This is a genomic window from Xenorhabdus sp. XBWT (genome assembly GCF_059072735.1).
This window is the reverse complement of the sequence record NZ_CM180990.1, coordinates 434,180-457,376: the sequence shown is the minus strand read 5'-3', so window position 1 is coordinate 457,376 and position 23,197 is coordinate 434,180. Positions and strand designations below refer to the sequence as shown.

The window sequence follows — 23,197 nt, the reverse complement described above, 5'->3', positions numbered from 1 at the left end:
AATTTCAATAATTTTATTTGTAATCCCATTATAAAAAACGCAAAACATGTAAATAAAAAAATAAATACCGATGAATAAATCAAAACATAATTTAAATAATACTGTTAGATAAACAGTATATTTCACTCACCTACAGACAAAAGAATGCCACCATTCATTATTAAATTAAACTTATAATATTTGTATTTATGTGGACTATTTTGATATAGATTTATGATTAGTGAGAAAAATATCCTTAACAATAATGAGTTTTTGTAGGATAAAGAACATAAACGAACTTTAAACGAACCTGAAACGTACAAAAACAATAAGAAAAGCATTTTATTGTGACGGACATCACGATAATATGAATAAATTCTATTTTAAAAACCCTCTAAATCACTCAAAATCATCAACTTTGCGAAATTATATCTATATGCTAGCGATACCTCACTGTCATATTAGGTTATTTTGGCTAATATTTCCTTCGATATAGAAAATATTTTGTTAAGTTTTTTCGTTTAATGCCATCACTACTCAATTGCTCAATAGTGGTGATTCGCTCATACAGAAGTCACGTGGAGACAGACATGTTAAGTATTTTTAAACCGGCTCCCCATAAAGCCCAATTGCCTGTGCAAGAGATAGATCCACTCTATCGTCGCCTACGCTGGCAAATTTTTATAGGGATCTTCTTTGGTTATGCTGCCTACTACCTGGTAAGAAAAAACTTTACTCTGGCGATGCCTTATTTAGTAGAACAAGGCTTTTCCAAAGGAGATCTTGGCTTCGCTCTCTCGGGAATTTCAATTGCATACGGATTCTCAAAATTCATCATGGGTTCTATTTCCGATCGTTCGAACCCACGTGTTTTCTTACCTGCTGGTCTGATAATGGCTGCGGCCGTCATGCTGTTTATGGGCTTTGTACCATGGGCAACATCCAGCATTGCTATTATGTTTATATTGCTGTTCTTCTGTGGTTGGTTCCAAGGCATGGGTTGGCCTCCTTGTGGACGCACAATGGTTCACTGGTGGTCACAAAAAGAACGGGGCGGGATTGTTTCTATATGGAATTGTGCCCATAACGTTGGTGGTGGTTTACCGCCATTATTGTTCCTGTTAGGTATGGCTTGGTTTAATGATTGGAAAGCTGCTCTGTATATGCCTGCATTTGCAGCTATCCTCGTGGCTATCATTAGTTTCGCCTTGATGCGTGATACACCACAATCTTGTGGTCTGCCACCAGTCGAAGAGTACAAAAATGATTACCCACCTGATTACACTGAAAAAGATGAAAAAGAACTGACTGCAAAAGAAATTTTCATGCAGTATGTTCTACCCAACAAGTTGCTGTGGATGATCGCGATTGCCAACGTATTTGTATACCTTCTGCGTTACGGCATCCTAGACTGGTCACCAACTTACTTAAGAGAAGTGAAACACTTTACGCTGGATAAATCTTCCTGGGCCTACTTCCTGTATGAGTATGCGGGTATTCCGGGTACGCTGTTGTGCGGCTGGATGTCTGACAAAGTGTTTAAGGGCAACCGTGGGGCAACCGGCGTATTCTTTATGATATTGGTGACTATTGCCACTATCATATTCTGGATGAACCCGGCAGGTAACCCGACTATCGATACGCTTTGTATGCTGGTTATCGGTTTCCTGATTTACGGCCCTGTCATGCTGATTGGCTTGCATGCCCTTGAACTGGCACCGAAAAAAGCGGCCGGAACAGCGGCGGGCTTTACCGGTCTGTTTGGCTATCTGGGTGGCTCAGTGGCTGCCAGCGCCATCGTTGGTTACACCGTTGACTACTTTGGCTGGAATGGTGGTTTTATGATCATGATCGGTGGTAGTGCATTGTCTGTTGTTTTGTTGCTGTTTGTTATGTTAAGTGAAAACAAACATAAACAGGAAATGTCTCAATTGAGTCAGTAACTTTAGGACAAAAATACTGATTAATATCAATCGCAGTACAGTTTATTGTACTGCGATTTCATTAAATAGATTTAACGCTGATTTTCTGGAATATCTCCTGACCACATTAATCTGTTCTTGATTATAGCTGTTGTTCTCATAAGGACATATATTAACTGAAGCAAATATAGAATTAACATTTCGCCCAACAAACAATAGAATGTTCAGAATTTTTAACGTTAACTCAGAAAAATCATTCGTATAACTCATTGGTATAAGTAGCATTCTAAAATTATCGATCGCTTACTTACCCTGCATGGCGAGGTGTAAGTAAACTTCATAATTTGAATATACCCCTATTATGAAAATCTATTTATTAGTAGATCTCACGGTTCAGTTTAGTCCAGGATAGTGATAACGTAAGTTTCAGATTTACACCTACATTAGATATTATTAAACATTTCTTCCTTTATCATCGCCTATTCATAGGATTTATAGTGGCCATTTAATTCTTATTTCAATATAAAAAAACCTTTCCACCCTATAATATTGTTCATTTAATAACAGTAATAAATAGACTAAATATAAACATAATCCAAAGAGAAATTTTTATGTCATAAAACTGTGACATACTGCTGATAAAATCACATTTCAGGATTGTGTTATGCCATGATTTTATATAAAAAGCGACTTGAATGAACAACCTATTCTTCTGGCTGCTGACTGAAATTCAGTGAAACAATAAGTAACATCATTTTTTGTTTAAGATTTTTATTAGAATAAATGGAGAATCCCAATGCAGACCCCTATCAAGGCAATCATGGCAGGTATTTTGTTAGCATCATCAATGTCAGGCATTGTACATGCAGCAGCAGATAAGATTGTTATTGCCCATCGTGGTGCGAGCGGTTATTTACCTGAACACACATTACCCGCCAAAGCCATGGCTTATGCACAAGGTGCTGATTATCTCGAACAAGATCTAGTCATGACTAAAGATGACCAGCTCATTGTACTGCATGATCATTATCTCGATCGCGTAACGGATGTCGCAGAACGTTTTCCAAACCGTGCCCGTGCTGACGGTCGCTATTACGCCATCGACTTTACTCTGCCAGAAATTAAGTCACTAAAATTTACTGAAGGCTTTGATATCAAAGATGGCAAGAAAGTACAGAGCTATCCCGGGCGTTTTCCAATGGGAGAATCGGATTTCCATATTCATACTTTTCAGGAAGAGCTGGAGTTTATTCAGGGCCTGAATAAATCCACTGGCAAGGATATTGGTATTTACCCTGAAATTAAAGCACCGTGGTTCCATCGCCAAGAGGGTAAGGATATTACCGCCAAGGTGCTGGAAGTTCTGAAACAATATGGCTATACCAAAAAGAGTGATAAAGCTTATTTACAATGTTTTGATGCCAATGAACTGAAACGCATCAAAAATGAACTGGAGCCGAAACTGGGCATGGATCTGAAACTGGTTCAGCTTATTGCTTACACTGACTGGAATGAAACCTACGAACAAAAAGCAGATGGTACATGGCAAAATTACAGTTATGACTGGATGTTTAAACCAGGTGCAATGAAAGAAGTGGCAAAATACGCTGACGGTATTGGCCCTGATTACCATATGCTGATCGCCAGTGATTCTACACCAACTAACATTAAATTAACCGGAATGGTGAAAGAGGCTCACGCAAGCCATCTGGCTGTACATCCGTATACCATTCGTATCGATCAATTGCCAAAATATGCAACCAACGGTAACCAATTGTTTGATATCATTTTCGACAAAGCCAATGTCGATGGTGCGTTCACTGATTTCCCTGATTTAGCTGTGAAATTTCTGGAAAAACACCACGAGCACAAATAATCAGAATAAATCATCAAAGGGGCAGCCTAAAACTGCCCCAATCGTGATTAAGAAATTCCCACCGGAAAGGCAATCACCTCACTAATCCGCTCGGCACCCAGCACCAGCATAATCAGACGATCCACGCCTAATGCCACACCAGAACAATCCGGCATACCATGTGTAAGAGCTGCAAGCAGGTATTCATCTATCGGCTGAACTGTCAGCCCCATTGCTTCACGTTTACGGTTATCCTGATCAAAACGTAGGCGCTGTTCATCACTATCAGTCAGTTCATGAAAACCATTCGCCAGTTCCATACCCTTAAAATAGACTTCAAAACGTTCCGCAACCCGGTGATCTTCTTTGCTGATTTTTGCCAGTGACGCTTGAGATGCAGGAAAGTGATAGATAAACGTCGGTTTTTCAATACCTATCTGAGTTTCCACTCCCATCATGAAAAGTAATTGCAGCAAAGTATCCCGATCTTCTTCCTGAGCAGCGATATTGCTGAGATCAAGTTTCGCTGCAATTTCACGCAGTTTATCTTTACTGGCAGTTAGTGGGTCAATATTCAGATAGCGAATAAATGCCTGTTGATAGGAAAGTGATTCAGCACTTTCACAATCCAAAATCTGTTGCAGCAGATCATCCACCTCATTCATTAAGCGATACATGTCGTAATGTGGACGATACCACTCCAGCATGGTGAATTCCGGATTATGATGGCGACCTGCTTCCTCATTACGGAAACTTTTTCCCATCTGATAAATGGAGCCACTGCCTGCTGCCAACAGACGTTTCATGTGATATTCAGGGCTGGTCATCAGGTACAGGGGCAAGCCATCCGCCGCACCAGGCCCGACAAATCGTGTCTGGAAAGGAACAAAATGGACATCAGTGACGGTCGCTTGACTCATGGCAGGTGTTTCAACCTCCAACACCCCGCGATCTGCGAAAAAGCGCCGTATTTCTGCCAGAATCTCTGCCCTTTTCAATAGGTTGGCGATAGGGGCAGTTGGCTGCCAATCCGCGATTTCGTTCATGTTCCAATGACTCCAAGATCAAACAAAACGCGCAGTTTACCCTCATCCCGCTTGTCAGACAAATTTTCAATATGAAATTGGTGAGCAATTATTTTCGGCAATACAAGTGGTCAGAATCTCTTTCATCTCTGTATAGAGAATAATAAAGCATAAATTTTAAATTTTTATTGTGATTCTATTGAATAATATGGACATCCGTGTCCAAATGCCAGAAGATTCTATTGAAATCAAAGAAAATAGAAAATAGAAAAATGTCTATCATCTTAATGCCAAGGATCATGAGGATCAGGTATTACATCAGGAACTTCAACTCTAACACCTGAGATATAACGAGACATTGCTGGATAAGTAGACTTGGTGAGTTTTAATGATACAAGAAATGAACCGTTTAAAGCTAACAGTAATGTGAAATATATGCCTTCACCACTTATACGGTGTTCAGGATATGCTAAATAAAATTCGTCAAAATTAAGCCCGTGTGAATCCACAAACTTTATTTCAACATTACTAAAAAAAACATCCGCCTCTACTCCAACAATTTTTACATTGTAAATAGTTGTAGCATTATCTTCTAGTATCTTATTTGATACTGATTTATCATTGCTGATCATGTAATTACCCCTTTAAATAATTTTTAATAATTTTTTTAAAAATAGATTAGTCAAGATTATTTTTACACTTTACTAAATGTAGCACCTGAAATAAAACCAACTACTGACTCACCATGATATCCGGTAGCTTTTATTCTCACTACAGATTTTTTGAGTAAAGCCTCCAATAACCCCATATATACTGTAACTCCGCCTATCTCCTGATTAGGAGCTGAAAGTTCATAAAAAAGAACACCATATTCCTCATGATGGACTGTGATCCTAACACCACTACCTCTGTTTTCCATACCGAAAATCTGCAACCTAAGAATTTTTACGTCGTAATATACCTCACCAGCTGTTAATTTATTGGCTGATGTTGATTTGTCTTTGATATTCATATGATTATTCCTTTAGATAATAATTTATATAAAAAAATACAAATAAAATTCAGTAGAGATCTAGTTCTGAATTGAAAATCACAATATCATCAAAATATAACCATCAATTAAGTGGAAGCACCCCCTATTTTTAATTGGCGCTAAATCCCTATATAGAATAGAGATAAAAATATTGATTTATGATTATGAAATGATTTTCTCACCCCCATTCAGTAGAATATATTACATTTCTACCAGCCTAAACCTAGGATAAGTATAAAACTGAGAACTTATTAAATGAACCCAAAGAAGATAGATTCTAATAAAAAGTTATATATAAAAGTTAGATGATGATTCTTGATATGTCAAAGAAAACAATTGAAACCACCAGTAATAAAAAATCACACAATTCCCATTATCAAAATAAAACAATATTTATATTTAACTCCATTCTTACATTAAAAAAATAATATATAAATCTTTACCCTGAAAATATAACACGGACATGCCTTATTATTAAGCCCCTTATTTAATAAGTATTTTTATTCAATTAATATTCTGACTGATAACTTTTAAAAAAATAAATTTGTCATTAATTATAGCAGTATGTTTATATATTACTTTTATCAAAAAATTTGATACTTTATTTTTTATCATCACACACATCATGCCAATAAGTAAAAACTTGTCTCAGATCACATTTTATAGGGAAAATCACACAGAAAATCACACAAAATACGCATTCATATCAAATTTACCCCCAACACTATTCGCTATAATTAAACCATACAAAAAGTAACAGATAGTAAAACTAAATCGTTATTTTTATTTACTTTGTTTGCTCCCACTTGAACAATGGAGAAGCGCAGTGCAAACCGTCAATGTCGACCTCGCGATTATCGGAGCTGGTGGCGCAGGACTGCGAGCAGCCATTGCTGCTGCTGAAGCCAATCCCCAGCTCAAGATCGCCCTGATCTCAAAAGTGTATCCCATGCGCAGTCACACTGTGGCCGCAGAAGGTGGTTCAGCCGCAGTCACTCAATCACACGATTCCTATGACTTTCACTTCAATGACACCGTATCCGGTGGTGACTGGCTGTGTGAACAGGATGTTGTTGAGTATTTTGTCAAACATTGCCCGACAGAAATGATCCAACTGGAACAATGGGGCTGTCCTTGGAGCCGTAAAGAAGATGGCTCCGTGAACGTACGTCGTTTTGGTGGCATGAAAATTGAACGCACGTGGTTTGCCGCCGATAAAACTGGCTTTCATATGCTCCATACGCTGTTCCAGACATCCCTCAAATATCCTCAGATCCAGCGTTTTGATGAGTATTTTGTACTCGATATTCTGGTAGATGAAGGACAGGCTTGCGGCTTGGTTGCACTGAATATGATGGAAGGCACAAAAGTTCAGATCCGTGCCAATGCGGTCATTATGGCGACAGGTGGTGCAGGGCGTGTCTATCGTTACAATACCAATGGCGGTATTGTAACCGGTGATGGTATGGGTATGGCATTCCGCCACGGTGTACCATTGCGTGATATGGAATTTGTGCAATATCACCCGACGGGATTACCGGGTTCTGGTATTTTAATGACCGAAGGCTGCCGTGGTGAAGGCGGGATTCTTGTGAACAAAGATGGCTATCGTTATCTGCAAGATTATGGTTTGGGACCAGAAACTCCACTCGGGCAGCCTGAAAACAAATATATGGAACTAGGCCCGCGCGATAAGGTATCTCAGGCTTTTTGGCATGAATGGCAAGCGGGCCGTACTATCACCACGCTACGCGGTGATGTGGTTTACCTGGATTTACGCCACTTGGGTGAGAAAAAACTGCTCGAACGTCTGCCGTTTATCTGTGAACTGGCAAAAGCCTATGTCGGCGTTGATCCTGTCAAAGAACCAATCCCCGTTCGCCCAACCGCGCATTACACTATGGGTGGAATCGAAACTGATCAGCGTTGTGAAACCCGCATCAAAGGGCTATTCGCGATTGGTGAATGTTCATCTGTCGGCCTCCACGGTGCAAACCGCCTTGGTTCTAATTCTCTGGCAGAATTGGTTGTTTTTGGGCGTCTGGCAGCGGAAGAAGCGGTCAAGTATATTCAGTATGTGAAACCAGCTAATGACAGCGCACTGGCTGCCCAAGTCCGTGATATCGAAGATAAGCTCAATAAACTGCTGAATCAGAAAGGTGGTGAAAATTGGGCGAAAATCCGCGATGAACTGGGGACTTCAATGGAAGAAGGGTGCGGTATTTACCGTACACCAGAGTTGATGCAGAAAACCATCGACAAAATTGCCGAACTCAAAGAGCGTTTCAAGCATATCGAAATTAGCGATCGTTCCAGCGTATTCAATACCGATCTGCTCTATACCATCGAATTGGGATTCGGCCTTGATGTTGCTGAATGTATGGCGCATTCAGCGATGAATCGCAAAGAATCACGTGGTGCCCACCAGCGCCTTGATGAAGGCTGTACCGAACGTGACGATGAAAATTTCTTGAAGCACACGCTGGCTTTCTATAACCCTGAAGGTTCTCCCCGTCTGGAATACAGTGATGTGAAAATCACCAAATCTCAGCCAGCGAAGCGAGTATATGGCGGCGAAGCGGCAGCACAAGAGAAAAAACAGAAGGAGCAGGCGAATGGCTGAGCTAAAAAACCTGAAAATGGAAGTCATGCGCTATAACCCAGAAACTGACAATGAACCTCATTTTGTTACCTATGAAGTGCCTTACGATGATCAAATCTCACTGCTGGATGCGTTGGGCTACATTAAGGATAATCTGGCACCTGATCTTTCCTATCGCTGGTCTTGCCGCATGGCAATTTGTGGTTCCTGCGGCATGATGGTAAACCGTGTACCAAAACTGGCATGTAAAACTTTCCTGCGTGATTATGAACAAGGAATGAAAGTCGAAGCACTGGGTAATTTCCCGATTGAACGGGACTTGGTTGTGGACATGACACACTTTATTGAGAGCCTCGAAGCCATCAAGCCTTATATCATCGGCAATGAACGCAAGCCCGCTGATGGCCCGAATATGCAAACTCCGGCACAGATGGCAAAGTATCACCAGTTTTCAGGCTGTATTAACTGTGGCCTGTGTTATGCTGCCTGCCCTCAATTTGGCCTGAATCCTGAGTTCATCGGGCCTGCCGCAGTCACACTGGCACATCGCTATAACCTTGATAACCGGGATCACGGCAAGAAAGAACGCATGCCGCAAATCAATAGTAACAATGGAGTCTGGTCTTGTACTTTCGTTGGTTATTGCTCTGAAGTCTGCCCGAAACATGTCGATCCGGCTGGTGCCATTCAGCAAAGCAAGGCAGAAAGTGCCAAAGATTTTCTTATCTCTATGCTGAAACCACAATAGGGGAGGAAAAAATAATGACGACAAAACGTAAACCTTATGTGCGTGGCATGAAGCCTAATTGGTGGCATAAGCTGGGATTTTATCGCTTTTATATGCTGCGCGAAGGGACATCCGTTCCTACCGTTTGGTTCAGTCTACTCGTGCTTTACGGTTTGTTTGCCCTGAAAAATGGCCCTGAAAGCTGGGCGGGATTTGTCGCTTTCTTGCAAAACCCCATTGTGCTGCTGATTAATATCATCACGCTACTGGCGGCTTTACTGCATACGAAGACGTGGTTTGAACTGGCACCAAAAGCGCTCAATATCATCGTAAAAAATGAAAAAATGGCCCCGAGTCCCATAATCAAGCTGTTATGGGCAACCATGATTATTGCCACTGCCGCGATTCTCGGCATTGCGCTATTTTTCTGACCCCAAGGAGGATCCAATGAATCAAGTACCTAAACGTTCCGATGAACCGATTTTCTGGGGGCTGTTTGGTGCCGGCGGGATGTGGAGTGCCATTGTTGGCCCTGCAATTATTTTGTTGCTGGGTATTTTGCTGCCACTCGGTCTGGCGCCAGAAGCGCTTTCTTATGAACGTATTCTGACATTCTGCCAAAGCTTTATTGGTCGTCTCTTTTTGCTGCTCATGATCAGCCTGCCACTATGGTGCGGATTGCACCGTATCCATCACGGAATGCACGATCTGCAAATTCATATTCCAGCCAGTAAATGGGTGTTCTATGGTGCAGCAGCTATTTTGAGTGTTGTCGCTTTGATTGGGACGTTTACACTGTAATTGTGATAATCGGAAGAATGATCTTGAAAAAAGTCTGCGGCTTACCCGCAGACTTTGTACTACAAATTGAGGCATTGTCTTTAGAACTTATAAGAAACAGTCGCTTTATAAGAACGACCTTTCTCTTCCTGCCCTTTATAAGTATTCAGATAGTAAGACTGTTCGTTGTAACGTTTATCGAAGACATTATCGATACCAAGCTGAATTTCTGTGTTTTTAAATGAACCGGCTTTCGGTGCCCAGGAAATATACACATCACTGACACCATAGCCAGGCTTATGTATATTTACAATCTTACCATCATCAGTCCCGTTTGCATCTGTGGCACGGACAAATCGAGAGTTCCAACCAAGTTCAATATCAGTTTTATCAAATAAGTAGCTTCCTCCAATAGTGAAAGCATCACCTATAGTTGGGGTAAACTCTCGTCTTGTGTCAAATAGCGCACTGCCTGTCAGAATTTTGTTATTCGCTTTCGCGTAAGTCGCTCTTAAAGATAGGTTATCCAACTGATATTTGGTCGATAATTCAAACCCTTCCAATCTGGATTTAGGGATATTGTTCAGCTCACTCTTAGCTAAAGTGGTAGCCAGATTTTTGAAATTGGTTTGGAAGACCTTACCAATGACAGTGAATGAGTCATTTTCAGCAAAAACATCAGAATATGTTCCCGCTGCACCCGTTTCTAAGTTGTAACCCGTCGTCGCTTTTAAGTTGGCGTTGTGATTGCTTTGCCCCATACCAATCTCTTTACCCAATGGGCCTCTGAAAAGTTCGGTATAATTGGCAAATAATGTTGTTGACGCGCCAAGTTCGTATTTCAAACCCAGTGCTTTTGAGAAATGGGCATAAGTTCTCTCAAAAGGCTTATCATTCTTATTAATGGTATTGTATTGGTAGTGATCCCATCTGACACCCGGAATAACATGAAAATCAGAAAATTGAATGTCATCCTCCAAATAAACAGATGATGATTTTCCTGTTTCTACTGCTTTTTTGTGTACATTTTCTGATACATCAGTGTACGCCATTCTGGTATCAAAATATTCATACCCGTAAGTTAAAGCATGGGATAGTTTCTGAGTGTCAAAACTAGAAACATTGCGTGCTCTGATACCCTGTGTTTCAACAATACTGTCAAATCCTTTCCCATTTCCGTTTGCAGGTTTCATATGGGTAGAGGTTTGTTCCGTATGATAAGCGGATATTTTTAAATCAATGAGATCATTATCGACTGGTACATATCTGTAAGTGAGATTATAAGCATCACGCTCTGAAGCGTACTTCGCTCTTTTCCCTTTATTCACACCATGGCCAAAATTCAATCTGAAATTAGTCTCCGCATCATTTTGATAATGTTCTTTTGATACATTGATGTACTGCTCATCAGTCAGGTTGAATTTCGCTTTTAATAAATAATTAACCAGTTTCCCATCGGTAGGAATTGAGCTTCTTCCGCGGCTATCTCTGCCCGAATCAGCATCATTTATATCACGGTGATTAAAATAGCCTAATAAATCAACTGCTCCCACTCTTCCATAAGTTGCTAAAGATTGCTGGAACTCAGAACCATTACTGACATAGCTTAATTTACCTTTTGCACCAAATAATTGGCCCGGCTCTAATAAATCACCAGCATCAACGGTTTCAAATTTTAAGGCGCCAGCAAGGGCTCCCGTATCATAAGTAATACTGTTAGTACCGACACTGACATCAATTTGCTTCAGCATTTCAGGATCGATGCCGTAGCTACCCGAATGATGGAAGTGATATCCCTCTTGTCGTGCACCATCAACCGTTACGTTGATGAATTGATCATCCATGCCACGGATTTTAAAACGCTGCCCTAAAGCGCTGGGGTGACCCGCTTGGACGCCCGGTACATTCTTTAAAATCTCACCGACACTTTGTGCCTGTCTGACTTTGATTTCGTTACGGTTGACTTTTCCATTATCTTGTTCTGCATTGTTATCTGCAATAACGACGAGTGTATCGCCAGTTACCGTTGATTTCTTGATTGATTCTCCCGTGGTTGCAAATGCATTGGTAGAGATAGCAACTGTCAGCATAGATGCGGACATCAAAGGAACACACAGGCCACTTTTAGCCAGGCTAGCGTAAATTTGGGTAATTTTAGACATTTATTTTCAATCAAAAATACTATTGAGAATCGTTATTATTTACATTTATATAGAAAATGTAAATAACTTTAAAAGCGAACATAGGACATATCTGGGGATGAAGGGCAAGATCAACAGATCCTGCTGTTTTAACCAAGATGGTTACTCTATATGACTAGTATATGTGAGCCAGAACACACTCTGCATCCTGATAACCCCCTGCCCGAACGCAAAATGTGATTTTTCCCGAACGATGAGCACTGATTTGTACTTCCATCTTCATCGCTTCCATCACGGCAATCACATCACCCTCACTGACTTGCTCGCCCTCTGTGACCAGCCATGAATGCAAGATACCGGATATGGGGGCTTTCACCTGATGGGGATCTGCCGGTGTTTTTTCCTTTGTGGAAGATTGGGAATGAAAAAATGATTGCTCACTCGTAGGGGCTAACTGCGCCAATCCAGTCAATAAATTCGACGGTAATCCCAACTCGTGCCTGCGGCCATCAATCTCGATAAATGTGCGGGTGATGCTTTTATTTTCTGTTACAACCTGGCGTGGTGAGCTTTCCAGTTCATTGGCAAAATCTGTTTCTATCCAGCGGGTATGGACATGAAACGCATCACTGGAAATAAAATCAAGATGTTCCATCACCGCTTGATGGAAAGGCAATACCGATGCTACCCCTCGGATTTTGAATTCCCGTAATGCCCGGCGGGCACGGAAAATGGCCTGTTCACGAGTCTCCCCCGTGACGATTAATTTAGCCATCAATGAGTCAAAAGTAGCCGGAATGGTGGAACCCGTTATCACTCCTGAATCCAGACGAATACCGGGACCAGAAGGCGGGATAAATTCGCTGATTATGCCAGATGTCGGCAAGAAACCTTTACCTGCGTCTTCCGCATTAATGCGAAATTCAAACGAATGTCCTCTTGGTACTGGTGTTTCCCGAATGCTCAACGGATAACCCTCCGCCACTCGCAACTGTTCGATAACCAGATCGATACCTGTTGTTTCTTCCGTCACCGGATGCTCAACCTGTAAGCGAGTATTTACTTCTAAGAAAGAAAGCGTTCCATCTGCACTCAACAAGAATTCTACTGTGCCAGCTCCCACATAATTGGCTTCCGCACAAATTGCTTTTGCTGACTGATGAATACGTTCTCTTTGTGACTGCGTTAAAAATGGAGCCGGAGCTTCTTCCACCAGTTTTTGATTTCGACGCTGCAAGGAACAATCTCGGGTTCCCAGCACCACAACGTTACCCTGCCTATCCGCAATCACTTGCGCCTCTATATGACGAGGTTTATCCAAAAATTGCTCAATAAAACACTCGCCCCGCCCAAATGCAGCTGTCGCCTCACGCACTGCCGAATGATAAAGTTCTGCCACTTCATCCAATCGCCAAGCTACTTTCAAGCCACGGCCACCACCACCAAATGCGGCTTTAATGGCAATCGGCAAGCTATGCTGTTCCGCAAAAGCGACAACTTCCTGTACTTCTTTAACTGGCTCTGCTGTTCCAACCACCAGTGGTGCCCCTACTTTCTGGGCAATTTTACGCGCCTTGATTTTATCGCCCAACTCATCAATGGTTTCAGGGTCAGGACCAATCCAAATCAATCCTGCGTCAATCACGGCACGCGCAAATTCAGCCCGTTCAGACAAAAAGCCATACCCCGGATGCACCATTGTTGCCCCAGATTGCTTTGCCACCGACAGTAAACGAGGAATATTGAGATAGGTTTCTGTGGGGCTATTCCCTCCCAGACCATAAGCCTCATCTGCCAGTTGTACGTGCTGTGCATTGATATCTACATCCGCATAGACGGCGATTGTCTGTATTCCATAATCACGGCAAGCACGGATAATACGAACAGCAATCTCACCACGGTTGGCGATCAGTACTTTCTTAGATTGATTGTTCTTAAATTGATTATTTGCTGTGCTCATAGAGAACTTTTGCTCCCTTGAATTTCTTGGAATTGGCTGATGGGGTTAAAGCGAATTTTGGCGTTGACAGGAACCTGACCAGCAAGATCAAGATGATAATCGGCTACTGAGGCAATAACCGGATATCCGCCCGTGAGTGGATGGTCAGCTAGAAATAAGACAGGCTGCCCACTGGCAGGAATTTGAACTGCTCCCGCACAAGTTCCTTCACTGGGTAGTTCTTGTTGCTTAAGGCGTGATAGTGAACGCTTACCGCTTAATCGCAAGCCAATACGGTTGGATTGAGGAGTTACCTGCCAAATTTGGTTGCTCAATAAATCGATGGCTTCTTGGGTAAACCAATCTGTACGAGGACCAAGAATGATATCTAATACTACGACGTCATCTCTACTTGGCATGTCAAAAGCCGGTGTTTCAGAGAAAGATACCGCTGCGCAGTGAGAGACTTTTCTGACGGCCAAGTTATCACTTACTTTTAATGGTGCAGGCCCGATATTCGACAAAGTATCAAATGAGTGACTGGATAAGACGGCAGGAATAGCAAAACCCCCGCGTACTGCCACATAAGAGCGCATTCCAGCATTCGGTATACCTAACGAAATTTCATCACCATCGTTGAGATCAATAGGTTGGTGAGTATTCACATATAACGTTTCTCCCAATGGCGTTTTTATCTTCATTGGACATGGTGCCCCCGTAATTGCAACTAACATCTTCCCATGTGCGATTGCCTTAAAGCCTCCCTGTACTATCTCCAGACAGGTTTGATCGGAAGAATTACCAACAATACGGTTTGCACTACGCAAGGCACTTTTATCCATCGCCCCAGATTCTGAGATCCCTAACCCTGACTGACCAACGCGCCCCAAATCCTGGAACAGGGTTTGTAATCCCACAGACAAAACTTCCAAATAACAAGAGGACTCTGGTAATGAAACTGCATGCTTGATAGGCACTTCTGGCAAACTTATTGTTGTAGGAAGATGCCCGGTATCCCGAAAGTTAACACGATAACCCGGTTGCAATAAGGCGGGGGATGAACGGGAAAGATCCCACATCCGTTCGGTTGTAATACCGATAATTTGCCACCCTCCAGGACTTGCTTGTGGGTAAACACTGCTGAATTCTCCCGCCAAGGCAACGGCACCTGCCGGAATACGTGTTCTTGGTGTTTTTCGGCGGGGAATATTCCACTGCGAGGCATCCGATGCCATATAAGCAAAGCCGGGAACGAACCCAGTAAAGGCTACGGTATATTCATTTTCCGTATGTTGACGAATAACTTCCTGAACAGTTATCCCCAATATTTCTGCAACTGTTGTAAGATCATCACCGTTATAGTGCACCGGGATTTCAATATGTTTTCCTATTGCATGACCACGTGCCTGCAAATCACGACAACTGATTTCTGTCGCTAGTTGCTGGGCTGATATTTTTGCCGACCGAAAACGAATCATCAAAGTTCTCGCGGCCGGAATAATTTCTTCAATCCCAAAAATAGGAGACACACTCAGTGAATCTAACAGTGCCAGTGTTTCTGCCAACCCACTTAGCTCAACCATGATGGCATTAAAATTAACAGGTAAAAAACGCAAGGCTATCTCCCTAAATTATCAACCGTGTCAGTTCAAACCATATTTATGGATGAACAAATGATCGGATGGTAACTCCGGCCTGTTGCAAAACGGTTTTGACCTGTTTTGCCATCTCTACCGCATCAGGGCTATCACCATGTACGCAAATAGAATCCGCCTGAATGGATGTGAATTTTCCATCAATCGATTCAACACCTCCCTCTGTCACCAATTGCAACATACGTCGAGCAACAAGATCTGCATCATGCAGAACAGAACCCGTTTCACGACGGGAGACTAATTCCCCTTTAGAAGTATAAGCACGATCAGCAAATGCTTCTGCGATGGTTTTCAACCCTCTTTCTCGAGCTAATCTTAAGATGTTTGATCCCGCCAAACCAACCAAAATAAGGTTAGGATCAATCGCTAAAATACCTTCAATAACAGCAATCGCCTGATATTCATCATTTCCAATTGTGTTATAAAGCGCACCATGAGGTTTGACATAGCTCACCCTTGTATCTGCCACTTTAGCCAATCCTTGCAAGGCAGCAATCTGGTAAATAACGTCTGCTGTAAGTTCATGTGCAACGATATCCATTTTACGCCGTCCAAAACCAACCAAATCAGGGTAAGAAACATGAGCACCAATCACCACATTATTTTTTTGGGCAAATTTTAGGGTACGCAAAATTCCTACCGGATCTCCCGCATGAAAACCACAGGCAACGTTAGCACTACTGACAATCTCCAATATTGCTTCATCATTTCCCATACACCATTGACCGAAACTTTCACCGAGATCACTATTTAAATCGATTGTTTTTATCATGATGATTCCCTTAAGCTGATTTCAAAAACTCAAAGATAGAATCGATAGATATCACGCCCATGTACTATGTCAGCATACAAGTCATCGCACTTGACCACAGAAGCCAGCGTGGGTAAACACACCCTTCCATCAAATCAGCGCGTTTCCAGCCAACATAAACAAAGATTGCCCATTCTCCCCTGTCATCGTTATTATACTTATTATGTTCTACGCAATATTCGTACCATTATGTAACCAAATTAAAAATTGTTTAATCAAAGAAAACATATTGTTGAACAATAAATAATACCTGATGAGTAAATAAGCAAACAAAATTATGCTATCAATTGCAAAAGTCCAATGGAGATCACTTTATTAACATTTGCTGTTGAATTTATTGCCAAGATGCACAATCTAGTCCAAGGCATACAGTGAAATCGCCCTATATTGGTTCAATGGCGATAACTCGCTGGATTTCAGGGAATATGTGAAGATTTTTGTTTATGAAGCTTCGAAAGTGTTCGTTATCAGCAACTAACCTAATGGATGACTATGAAAAAAGACCATTTCCCCCAGATTTTGAGCAACAGAATCGCCGAAACTATAAGAAATAAGTTGGTTACTGGGGAGTTATTGCCGGGGCAGCGATTATCAGAAGCCACTCTGAGCGAACAGCTTGAAATTTCACGGAATACATTGCGTGAAGTATTCCGGCTTCTCACTCAAGAGGGCCTGCTCAAACATGAGCCTAATCGTGGTGTATTTGTTGCGACTCCCGATATTACATCAATTATTGATATCTATCGGGTTCGACAACTGGTTGAGTGTCAGGCACTTGCTCAAGCTTATTCAATACATCCCAGTGTTGCCAAGATGACAAAAGCCGTCGAAACAGCCGAACAATGCCGTAATAAAAAAAACTGGATTGGTGCCGGAACGGCCAATATGCGTTTTCATGCCGCAATTGTGGAATTAACTGATAGTGAAAGGTTGATTGCGTTCTATCGCAATATCTCTGCGGAACTTCGACTGGCTTTTGGTATTTTGAACGATCCAGAACTTTTATATGCACCCTATATCGATAAAAACACCCATATTCTGGAACTTCTTAATTCTGGGCAAAATGAACTTGCTGCTAAAAAAATGAAAAACTATCTGGAGTTATCAGAAAGAACCATATTAGCAGCTTATGCACGTAAAAATAATCAAAAATCATAAGGCCAATTTAAATCAACGAATTATATATTTTAACATGCGTTTTTTTCGCAAAATGTGGTAGTTTAGTTGGCTACTAAGTTCTAAAACGCAAAAAAGCCATCCGGTAAAGGATGGCTTCTCTGGCAAATAATTGTCTGGCAGTGCCCTACTCTCGCATGGGGAGACCCCACACTACCATCGGCGCAACGGCGTTTCACTGCTGAGTTCGGCATGGGATCAGGTGGGACCACCGCGCTCTTGCCGCCAGACAAATCCTGTTTTCAATCCCGAACAAGCTGCTTCTTGTCATCTGAACCCCGTCTTCTCTCTCAACAACCCGCCAAAACACCTTCGGTGTTGTCAGGTTAAGCCGCACGGTTCATTAGTACCGGTTAGCTCAACGTATCGCTACGCTTACACACCCGGCCTATCCACGTCCTCGTCTCGAACGTTCCTTCAGTGTCCTCAAGGGACAAGGGAAGACTCATCTCAAGGCAAGTTTCCCGCTTAGATGCTTTCAGCGGTTATCTTTTCCGCACGTAGCTACCGGGCAATGCCATTGGCATGACAACCCGAACACCAGTGGTGCGTCCACTCCGGTCCTCTCGTACTAGGAGCAGCCCCTTTCAATCTTCCAACGCCCACGGCAGATAGGGACCGAACTGTCTCACGACGTTCTAAACCCAGCTCGCGTACCACTTTAAACGGCGAACAGCCGTACCCTTGGGACCTACTTCAGCCCCAGGATGTGATGAGCCGACATCGAGGTGCCAAACACCGCCGTCGATATGAACTCTTGGGCGGTATCAGCCTGTTATCCCCGGAGTACCTTTTATCCGTTGAGCGATGGCCCTTCCATACAGAACCACCGGATCACTAAGACCTACTTTCGTACCTGCTCGAGCTGTCACTCTCGCAGTCAAGCTAGCTTATGCCTTTGCACTAACCTCACGATGTCCGACCGTGATTAGCTAACCTTCGTGCTCCTCCGTTACGCTTTGGGAGGAGACCGCCCCAGTCAAACTACCCACCAGACACTGTCCGCGACCCGGATAACGGGCCGGCGTTAGAACATCAAACATTCAAGGGTGGTATTTCAAGGATGGCTCCGTGCAGACTGGCGTCTGCACTTCACAGCCTCCCACCTATCCTACACATCAAGGCTCAAGGTTCAGTGTCAAGCTATAGTAAAGGTTCACGGGGTCTTTCCGTCTTGCCGCGGGTACACTGCATCTTCACAGCGAGTTCAATTTCACTGAGTCTCGGGTGGAGACAGCCTGGCCATCATTACGCCATTCGTGCAGGTCGGAACTTACCCGACAAGGAATTTCGCTACCTTAGGACCGTTATAGTTACGGCCGCCGTTTACTGGGGCTTCGATCAAGAGCGTCTCCCGGAGGATAACCCCATCAATTAACCTTCCAGCACCGGGCAGGCGTCACACCGTATACGTCCACTTTCGTGTTTGCACAGTGCTGTGTTTTTATTAAACAGTTGCAGCCAGCTGGTATCTGCGACTGGCCTCGGCTCCGGGCGCGTGTCCCTTCACCTACCGCCAGCGTGCCTTCTCCCGAAGTTACGGCACCATTTTGCCTAGTTCCTTCACCCGAGTTCTCTCAAGCGCCTGAGTATTCTCTACCTGACCACCTGTGTCGGTTTGGGGTACGATTCTGTGTGACCTGATGCTTAGAGGCTTTTCCTGGAAGCAGGGCATCAACCACTTCGGCACCGTAGTGCCTCGTTATCACGCCTCAGTGTTATCAGCGGTCCGGATTTACCAAAACCGCCCACCTACACGCTTTCACCGGGACGACCGTCGCCCGGCTGGCCTAGCCTTCTCCGTCCCCCCTTCGCAGTCACACCGAGTACAGGAATATTAACCTGTTTCCCATCGACTACGCCTGTCGGCCTCGCCTTAGGGGTCGACTCACCCTGCCCCGATTAACGTTGGACAGGAACCCTTGGTCTTCCGGCGAGCGGGTTTTTCACCCGCTTTATCGTTACTTATGTCAGCATTCGCACTTCTGATACCTCCAGCAAACCTCACGGTTCACCTTCGACGGCTTACAGAACGCTCCCCTACCCAACAACATTGACATGTTGCTGCCGCAGCTTCGGTGCATGGTTTAGCCCCGTTACATCTTCCGCGCAGGCCGACTCGACCAGTGAGCTATTACGCTTTCTTTAAATGGTGGCTGCTTCTAAGCCAACATCCTGGCTGTCTGAGCCTTCCCACTTCGTTTCCCACTTAACCATGACTTGGGGACCTTAGCTGGCGGTCTGGGTTGTTTCCCTCTTCACGACGGACGTTAGCACCCGCCGTGTGTCTCCCGTGATAACATTCTTCGGTATTCGCAGTTTGCATCGGGTTGGTAAGTCGGGATGACCCCCTAGCCGAAACAGTGCTCTACCCCCGAAGATGAGTTCACGAGGCGCTACCTAAATAGCTTTCGGGGAGAACCAGCTATCTCCCGGTTTGATTGGCCTTTCACCCCCAGCCACAAGTCATCCGCTAATTTTTCAACATTAGTCGGTTCGGTCCTCCAGTTAGTGTTACCCAACCTTCAACCTGCCCATGGCTAGCTCACCGGGTTTCGGGTCTATACCCTGCAACTTAACGCCCAGTTAAGACTCGGTTTCCCTGCGGCTCCCCTAAACGGTTAACCTTGCTACAGAATATAAGTCGCTGACCCATTATACAAAAGGTACGCAGTCACCCTGATAAATCAAGGCTCCCACTGCTTGTACGTACACGGTTTCAGGTTCTGTTTCACTCCCCTCGCCGGGGTTCTTTTCGCCTTTCCCTCACGGTACTGGTTCACTATCGGTCAGTCAGGAGTATTTAGCCTTGGAGGATGGTCCCCCCATGTTCAGACAGGATACCACGTGTCCCGCCCTACTCATCGAACTCACGGCCTGGGCATCTTCGTGTACGGGGCTATCACCCTTTACTGCGCGCCTTTCCAGGCGCTTCCACTGATGCACGGGCCGATGCTGGTTCTGGGCTGTTCCCCGTTCGCTCGCCGCTACTGGGGGAATCTCGGTTGATTTCTTTTCCTCGGGGTACTGAGATGTTTCAGTTCCCCCGGTTCGCTTCCTGCCCCTATGAATTCAGGGCAGGATAGTGCAACGGATTGCACTGGGTTTCCCCATTCGGACATCGCCGGCTATAACGGGTCATATCCCCTTACCGGCGCTTTTCGCAGATTAGCACGTCCTTCATCGCCTCTGACTGCCTAGGCATCCACCGTGTACGCTTATTCGCTTAACCTCACAACCCGAAGGTGTCTTCGGATGGAGTTTTTGAGAGATTCACCCGTGATTTCATGTAAAATCACGGGCCGTTTCAAATTTTCAGCTTGTTCCAGATTGTTAAAGAGCAAAGATTTCACAACACACTCAAACAATGTGTTCTGAAATCAGACAATTCGTGCGAAGAGATATGGTGGAGCTAAGCGGGATCGAACCGCTGACCTCCTGCGTGCAAGGCAGGCGCTCTCCCAGCTGAGCTATAGCCCCATTTGGATATCGTGATGCACAGTCATCTTGCGTAGCCAAGGCATAAACAGGCGAAGCTTATTGCAATAAGCGAGTCTGGTTATAATGCGGGATAAGCAAGATTTTGGTAGGCCTGAGTGGACTTGAACCACCGACCTCACCCTTATCAGGGGTGCGCTCTAACCACCTGAGCTACAAGCCTATGCCGATACCGTCTCTTCTTTCATCAGACAATCTGTGTGAGCACTTCACAATACTGCACTCGTTTGGTAAGGAGGTGATCCAACCGCAGGTTCCCCTACGGTTACCTTGTTACGACTTCACCCCAGTCATGAATCACAAAGTGGTCAGCGCCCTCCCGAAGGTTAAGCTACCGACTTCTTTTGCAACCCACTCCCATGGTGTGACGGGCGGTGTGTACAAGGCCCGGGAACGTATTCACCGTAGCATTCTGATCTACGATTACTAGCGATTCCGACTTCATGGAGTCGAGTTGCAGACTCCAATCCGGACTACGACAGACTTTATGAGTTCCGCTTGCTCTCGCGAGGTCGCTTCTCTTTGTATCTGCCATTGTAGCACGTGTGTAGCCCTACTCGTAAGGGCCATGATGACTTGACGTCATCCCCACCTTCCTCCGGTTTATCACCGGCAGTCTCCCTTGAGTTCCCACCATCACGTGCTGGCAACAAAGGATAAGGGTTGCGCTCGTTGCGGGACTTAACCCAACATTTCACAACACGAGCTGACGACAGCCATGCAGCACCTGTCTCAGCGTTCCCGAAGGCACTCCTCTATCTCTAAAGGATTCGCTGGATGTCAAGAGTAGGTAAGGTTCTTCGCGTTGCATCGAATTAAACCACATGCTCCACCGCTTGTGCGGGCCCCCGTCAATTCATTTGAGTTTTAACCTTGCGGCCGTACTCCCCAGGCGGTCGATTTAACGCGTTAGCTCCGGAAGCCACGCCTCAAGGGCACAACCTCCAAATCGACATCGTTTACAGCGTGGACTACCAGGGTATCTAATCCTGTTTGCTCCCCACGCTTTCGCACCTGAGCGTCAGTCTTCGTCCAGGGGGCCGCCTTCGCCACCGGTATTCCTCCACATCTCTACGCATTTCACCGCTACACGTGGAATTCTACCCCCCTCTACGAGACTCTAGCCAACCAGTCTTAGATGCCGTTCCCGGGTTAAGCCCGGGGATTTCACATCTAACTTAATTGACCGCCTGCGTGCGCTTTACGCCCAGTAATTCCGATTAACGCTTGCACCCTCCGTATTACCGCGGCTGCTGGCACGGAGTTAGCCGGTGCTTCTTCTGCGGGTAACGTCAATCGTAAGCCGTATTAACGCTTACGCCTTCCTCCCCGCTGAAAGTACTTTACAACCCGAAGGCCTTCTTCATACACGCGGCATGGCTGCATCAGGCTTGCGCCCATTGTGCAATATTCCCCACTGCTGCCTCCCGTAGGAGTCTGGGCCGTGTCTCAGTCCCAGTGTGGCTGGTCATCCTCTCAGACCAGCTAGGGATCGTCGCCTAGGTGGGCCATTACCCCGCCTACTAGCTAATCCCATCTGGGTTCATCCGATGGCGTGAGGCCCGAAGGTCCCCCACTTTGCTCAAAAGAGGTCATGCGGTATTAGCCACCGTTTCCAGTGGTTATCCCCCTCCATCGGGCAGATCCCCAGACATTACTCACCCGTCCGCCGCTCGCCGGCAAAGAAGCACGCTTCTTCCCGCTGCCGCTCGACTTGCATGTGTTAGGCCTGCCGCCAGCGTTCAATCTGAGCCATGATCAAACTCTTCAATTAAAGTGTTTGATGCTCAAAGAATTATCCTGTTAGTTCGTAATGAATTAACTGTTGTTCACTCTTCAAGACTTGGTAATCTTTTTCGCCTTGCGGCGTGAGATACAGTCCTGCGAGTGCCCACACAGATTGTCTGATTAACTTGTTAAAGAGCGGGGCAACCGGGAAGTGGCTTCCGGGTTGCGAGGCTGCGTATCTTACGCTTTTTGCCTCCGGAGTCAAGCGTTTATTTTCGCTCTTTTCCGACTTCCCGCCGCGGCCTGTCTCAGCGCATCGTCGGTCA

Annotated in this window: 14 protein-coding genes, 2 tRNA genes and 3 rRNA genes; 7 read left to right on the top strand and 12 right to left on the bottom strand. The window is 44.5% G+C overall.

Annotated elements, in window-relative coordinates; all coding sequences use genetic code 11:
* Nucleotides 1-569 precede the first annotated feature (569 nt).
* Both glpT and glpQ read left to right on the top strand, forming a co-directional pair.
* Complete coding sequence (gene glpT / locus AC5JQI_RS01955) at nucleotides 570-1,922, top strand: glycerol-3-phosphate transporter (RefSeq protein ID WP_493913539.1); 1,353 nt, start codon at nucleotides 570-572, stop codon at nucleotides 1,920-1,922.
* A gap of 775 nt (nucleotides 1,923-2,697) precedes the next feature.
* Nucleotides 2,698-3,777 carry a glycerophosphodiester phosphodiesterase gene (gene glpQ, locus AC5JQI_RS01950; RefSeq protein ID WP_323854741.1) on the top strand — a complete coding sequence of 360 codons (1,080 nt, stop codon included), beginning with the start codon at nucleotides 2,698-2,700 and terminating at the stop codon, nucleotides 3,775-3,777.
* 47 nt (nucleotides 3,778-3,824) lie between these two features.
* Here glpQ and epmA read toward each other — a convergent pair whose 3' ends face one another.
* The 3 genes from epmA to AC5JQI_RS01935 form a co-directional block, all read right to left on the bottom strand.
* Nucleotides 3,825-4,802, bottom strand: coding sequence for an elongation factor P--(R)-beta-lysine ligase (epmA, locus tag AC5JQI_RS01945; RefSeq protein WP_493913538.1), 978 nt, complete (start codon nucleotides 4,800-4,802; stop codon nucleotides 3,825-3,827).
* 263 nt (nucleotides 4,803-5,065) lie between these two features.
* Entirely contained in the window at nucleotides 5,066-5,413 is a 348-nt protein-coding gene (locus AC5JQI_RS01940) for a hypothetical protein (RefSeq protein WP_493913537.1), read from the bottom strand.
* A 62-nt stretch (nucleotides 5,414-5,475) separates the two neighbouring features.
* Nucleotides 5,476-5,793: a hypothetical protein gene (locus AC5JQI_RS01935; protein ID WP_493913536.1), complete on the bottom strand. Its 318-nt coding sequence runs from the start codon at nucleotides 5,791-5,793 to the stop codon at nucleotides 5,476-5,478.
* Nucleotides 5,794-6,640: 847 nt separating this feature from the next.
* Between AC5JQI_RS01935 and frdA the strand changes: the two genes are divergently transcribed.
* From frdA to frdD, 4 genes are read left to right on the top strand one after another with little or no spacing between them, the layout of a single operon-like run.
* Entirely contained in the window at nucleotides 6,641-8,437 is a 1,797-nt protein-coding gene (frdA, locus tag AC5JQI_RS01930) for a fumarate reductase (quinol) flavoprotein subunit (protein WP_493913535.1), read from the top strand.
* Nucleotides 8,430-9,164 (top strand): succinate dehydrogenase/fumarate reductase iron-sulfur subunit, encoded by a 735-nt coding sequence (locus AC5JQI_RS01925; RefSeq protein ID WP_493913534.1) that lies wholly within the window; start codon nucleotides 8,430-8,432, stop codon nucleotides 9,162-9,164. The genes frdA and AC5JQI_RS01925 overlap by 8 nt, the downstream gene beginning before the upstream one ends.
* Before the next feature lie 14 nt (nucleotides 9,165-9,178).
* Nucleotides 9,179-9,574, top strand: coding sequence for a fumarate reductase subunit FrdC (gene frdC / locus AC5JQI_RS01920; RefSeq protein WP_493913533.1), 396 nt, complete (start codon nucleotides 9,179-9,181; stop codon nucleotides 9,572-9,574).
* A 16-nt stretch (nucleotides 9,575-9,590) separates the two neighbouring features.
* Complete coding sequence (gene frdD / locus AC5JQI_RS01915; protein ID WP_493913532.1) at nucleotides 9,591-9,944, top strand: fumarate reductase subunit FrdD; 354 nt, start codon at nucleotides 9,591-9,593, stop codon at nucleotides 9,942-9,944.
* A gap of 80 nt (nucleotides 9,945-10,024) precedes the next feature.
* Here frdD and AC5JQI_RS01910 read toward each other — a convergent pair whose 3' ends face one another.
* The 4 genes from AC5JQI_RS01910 to AC5JQI_RS01895 form a co-directional block, all read right to left on the bottom strand.
* Entirely contained in the window at nucleotides 10,025-12,085 is a 2,061-nt protein-coding gene (locus AC5JQI_RS01910) for a TonB-dependent receptor domain-containing protein (protein WP_493913531.1), read from the bottom strand.
* A 154-nt stretch (nucleotides 12,086-12,239) separates the two neighbouring features.
* On the bottom strand, nucleotides 12,240-14,024 hold the full coding sequence (locus AC5JQI_RS01905; RefSeq protein WP_493913530.1) for an ATP-binding protein: 1,785 nt from the start codon (nucleotides 14,022-14,024) through the stop codon (nucleotides 12,240-12,242).
* The gene (locus tag AC5JQI_RS01900) at nucleotides 14,021-15,619 is read right to left on the bottom strand and encodes a 5-oxoprolinase subunit B/C family protein (protein ID WP_493913529.1); all 1,599 of its coding nucleotides are present in this window, start codon (nucleotides 15,617-15,619) and stop codon (nucleotides 14,021-14,023) included. The genes AC5JQI_RS01905 and AC5JQI_RS01900 overlap by 4 nt, the downstream gene beginning before the upstream one ends.
* A 43-nt stretch (nucleotides 15,620-15,662) precedes the next feature.
* Complete coding sequence (locus AC5JQI_RS01895) at nucleotides 15,663-16,430, bottom strand: LamB/YcsF family protein (RefSeq protein ID WP_493913528.1); 768 nt, start codon at nucleotides 16,428-16,430, stop codon at nucleotides 15,663-15,665.
* Between the two features lie 531 nt (nucleotides 16,431-16,961).
* On the opposite strand from AC5JQI_RS01895, the gene AC5JQI_RS01890 reads away from it, so the two are divergent.
* Nucleotides 16,962-17,627, top strand: a complete 666-nt coding sequence (locus AC5JQI_RS01890; RefSeq protein ID WP_493913527.1) for a GntR family transcriptional regulator — start codon at nucleotides 16,962-16,964, stop codon at nucleotides 17,625-17,627.
* A gap of 132 nt (nucleotides 17,628-17,759) precedes the next feature.
* Here the strand turns inward: AC5JQI_RS01890 and rrf are convergent.
* The 5 genes from rrf to AC5JQI_RS01865 all read right to left on the bottom strand — a co-directional run bounded on the left by rrf (nucleotide 17,760) and on the right by AC5JQI_RS01865 (nucleotide 22,917).
* Nucleotides 17,760-17,875, bottom strand: a 5S ribosomal RNA gene (gene rrf, locus AC5JQI_RS01885).
* A gap of 92 nt (nucleotides 17,876-17,967) precedes the next feature.
* A 23S ribosomal RNA gene (locus AC5JQI_RS01880) occupies nucleotides 17,968-20,877 on the bottom strand.
* A 172-nt stretch (nucleotides 20,878-21,049) separates the two neighbouring features.
* Nucleotides 21,050-21,125 (bottom strand) — tRNA-Ala (locus AC5JQI_RS01875).
* Nucleotides 21,126-21,229: 104 nt separating this feature from the next.
* Nucleotides 21,230-21,306 (bottom strand) — tRNA-Ile (locus AC5JQI_RS01870).
* Nucleotides 21,307-21,374: 68 nt separating this feature from the next.
* Nucleotides 21,375-22,917: ribosomal RNA gene (locus tag AC5JQI_RS01865) — 16S ribosomal RNA — on the bottom strand.
* The 16S, 23S and 5S rRNA genes sit together here with 2 tRNA genes alongside, the layout of an rRNA operon.
* Nucleotides 22,918-23,197: the final 280 nt, after the last annotated feature.